The sequence below is a fragment of the Geminicoccus sp. genome, assembly GCF_035556675.1.
Classification (GTDB): Bacteria; Pseudomonadota; Alphaproteobacteria; order Geminicoccales; family Geminicoccaceae; genus Geminicoccus.
On the sequence record NZ_DATMFZ010000386.1, the window covers coordinates 1 to 2475 of the forward strand.

The following is a 2475-nucleotide window of genomic DNA, read 5'->3' on the forward strand; positions in this document are numbered from 1 at the left end:
GACACCGATCCGGCCAGCGCCACCCCGGATCGGGTGATTCCGCTGCCGGAGAGTGCGGCGGCCACGCTGTTCGCCACCGCCAACGGCATCCCCCCTACTGCGGGGGTCACCGTGGTCAACAACGACGCGCCGGACGGCGCCATGCGTGACCAGGTCTCCCCGTCGCGCTCGACCGGTCGCCAGGACCAGAACCTGGACGGGCATCTTTGCCTGCGCTCGCTGATCGTCGGGCGGCCGACTATGGCGCTCTGGGCGGGCGCCGAGCGCTATCGTCACCACCGCCTGGCGGATGGGATCGACCAGATCCTGGCCAGCGGCCGGCTGCGTGGCACGCCGGCCATCCTGGTGCATGGCAGGTCCGACGCGCTGATCGCGCCCAACCACAGCTCCAGGCCCTATTACGCGCTGAGCCGTCTGCAGGACGGCGAGCGGTCGCGGATCAGCTATGTGGAGGTGACGCACGGCCAGCACCTGGACGCATTCAATGCCCTGCCCGGCTATGACGAGCGGTTCATCCCGCTCCACCATTACTTCGTGCAGGCGATGGACCTGATGTACGCGCATCTGACCAGAGGCGATGCCCTGCCGCCCAGCCAGCTGGTCCGCACCCTGCCCCGCGGGCGCGATGCCGAGGGCAACGTGCCGCCGATCCAGCTGGCGAACCTGCCGCCGATCAGCCTGACGCCGGCCAAGGATGCGTGGATCACCTTCGATGGCCGCACGCTGGCGATCCCGGACTGAGCCGGCGCCGGATCGCTGCGACCGCGGCCGGTTTCCCATGACATGGTCGTTTTTTATCGCGGCCACAGGCCTGTCATTGTATCGGGAGCAAGTTATGGCAGGCGGTGGAACGAGTGCCATCGCCCCATGGTGAGGAGGAGCGTTCCGTCATGTCCGACCTGATCTGCGTCGCATTCGACGAGCCCGATACCGCCGACAAGGTGCTGCACGCGCTCACGGCCATGTCGAAGGAGCAGCTGATCGAGCTGACGGATGCCTGCGTGGTCATCCGCCCGCCGGAGGGCGAGATCCAGCTCAAGCAGATGGTGCCGCTCACCAAGGTCGGAGCGTTGAGCGGCGGCTCGTCCGGGGCGCTGTGGGGCGCGCTGGTAGGCCTGCTGTTCCTGAATCCGCTGGCGGGCATGGTGATCGGCGCCGGAGTCGGGGCGGGCACCGGTGCCCTGGCCGGCCGCCTGTCCGACTATGGCATCGACGACGACTTCATCAGGAGGGTCGGCGGTGCGATCAAGCCCAACAGCTCGGCCCTGTTCCTGCAGATCCGCAAGGTGACCGCCGACAAGGTGCTGGAGCGCCTGCGCGCCGAGGGCTTCCATGGCCACGTGCTGCAGACCTCGCTCACCAACGAGCAGGAGGTAGCACTGCAGAAGGCAATAAGCGAAACCTCCGCCTGACGGCTCGAGGCCAGCCGCCAAAGCGCACTCCAGCGCCGCCATCGGCTGGACACGGAGTGCCGGCGGCTCACGCCATCATCAGGCAGACGGATTCCACGGGCAGAGAAAACGTTCTACCATCGGGCCACGGACAACAGGGAGGCCCGTCGTCGTGAGCGAATATCTCGTGCTGGACAAGAGCTTTGCGCACCTGACCAACAGCAATGCGCGGCTGAAGAAGCTCTGGACGGGCGCTGCCTGGGCGGAAGGCCCGGTGTTCTTCCGCGACGGCAACTTCCTGCTATTCTCCGACATCCCGAACGACCGGATCATGCGGTTCGTCCCGGATTTCACCGGGCTGGAAGGCACCGTCTCGGTCTATCGCCAACCCTGCAACAACACCAACGGCCACACGCGCGACCGCGAGGGCCGGCTGATCTCCTGCGAGCATGGCGGGCGGAAAGTGTCGCGCACCGAGCTGGACGGGCGGATCATCGTGATCGCCGACAGCTACAACGGCAAGAAGCTGAACTCGCCCAACGATGTGGTGGTGAAGTCGGACGGCACCATCTGGTTCACCGACCCCTCCTACGGGATCCTATCCGACCTGGAAGGCTGGAAGGCCGAGCCGGAATATGGCGGCTGCTACGTCTTCCGCTTCGATCCGAAGGACGGCAGCCTCACCGTGGTGGCCGATGATTTCCTCAAGCCCAACGGGATCGCCTTCTCGCCGGACGAGAAGATCCTCTACATCGCGGATACCGGTGCCTCGCACGACCCGGACGGGCCGAAGCACATCCGCGCCTTCGACGTGACCGAGGACAACAAGCTCAAGAACAGCCGGGTGTTCGCGGAGTGCGATGCCGGTCTGTTCGACGGGTTCCGCCTGGACACGGATGGTCGGGTGTGGAGCTCGGCCGGTGACGGCGTGCACTGCTTTGCACCGGACGGGCAGCTGCTCGGCAAGATCCTGGTGCCCGAGGTGGTGGCGAATGTCTGCTTCGGCGGGTTCAAGCGCAACCGGCTCTATATCTGCGGCACGACCTCGCTCTATGCGGTGCATGTCACCGTCACCGGAGCGCAG

At 66.3% G+C, this 2475-nt stretch carries 3 protein-coding genes; all 3 read left to right on the forward strand.

Annotated elements, in window-relative coordinates; genetic code table 11:
- A partial coding sequence (locus tag VNS22_RS27820; protein ID WP_325738401.1) for a 3-hydroxybutyrate oligomer hydrolase family protein occupies positions 1–741 on the forward strand: 741 nt, incomplete at its 5' end.
- Between the two features lie 149 nt (positions 742–890).
- Positions 891–1412: a DUF1269 domain-containing protein gene (locus VNS22_RS27825; protein ID WP_325738403.1), complete on the forward strand. Its 522-nt coding sequence runs from the start codon at positions 891–893 to the stop codon at positions 1410–1412.
- A 151-nt stretch (positions 1413–1563) separates the two neighbouring features.
- A partial coding sequence (locus VNS22_RS27830; RefSeq protein ID WP_325738405.1) for an SMP-30/gluconolactonase/LRE family protein occupies positions 1564–2475 on the forward strand: 912 nt, incomplete at its 3' end.

Bases quoted from the DNA above. Each gene is read 5' to 3' on its own strand.
- VNS22_RS27825 (WP_325738403.1), top strand. From the start codon at position 891: ATGTCCGACCTGATCTGCGTCGCATTCGACGAGCCCGATACCGCCGAC.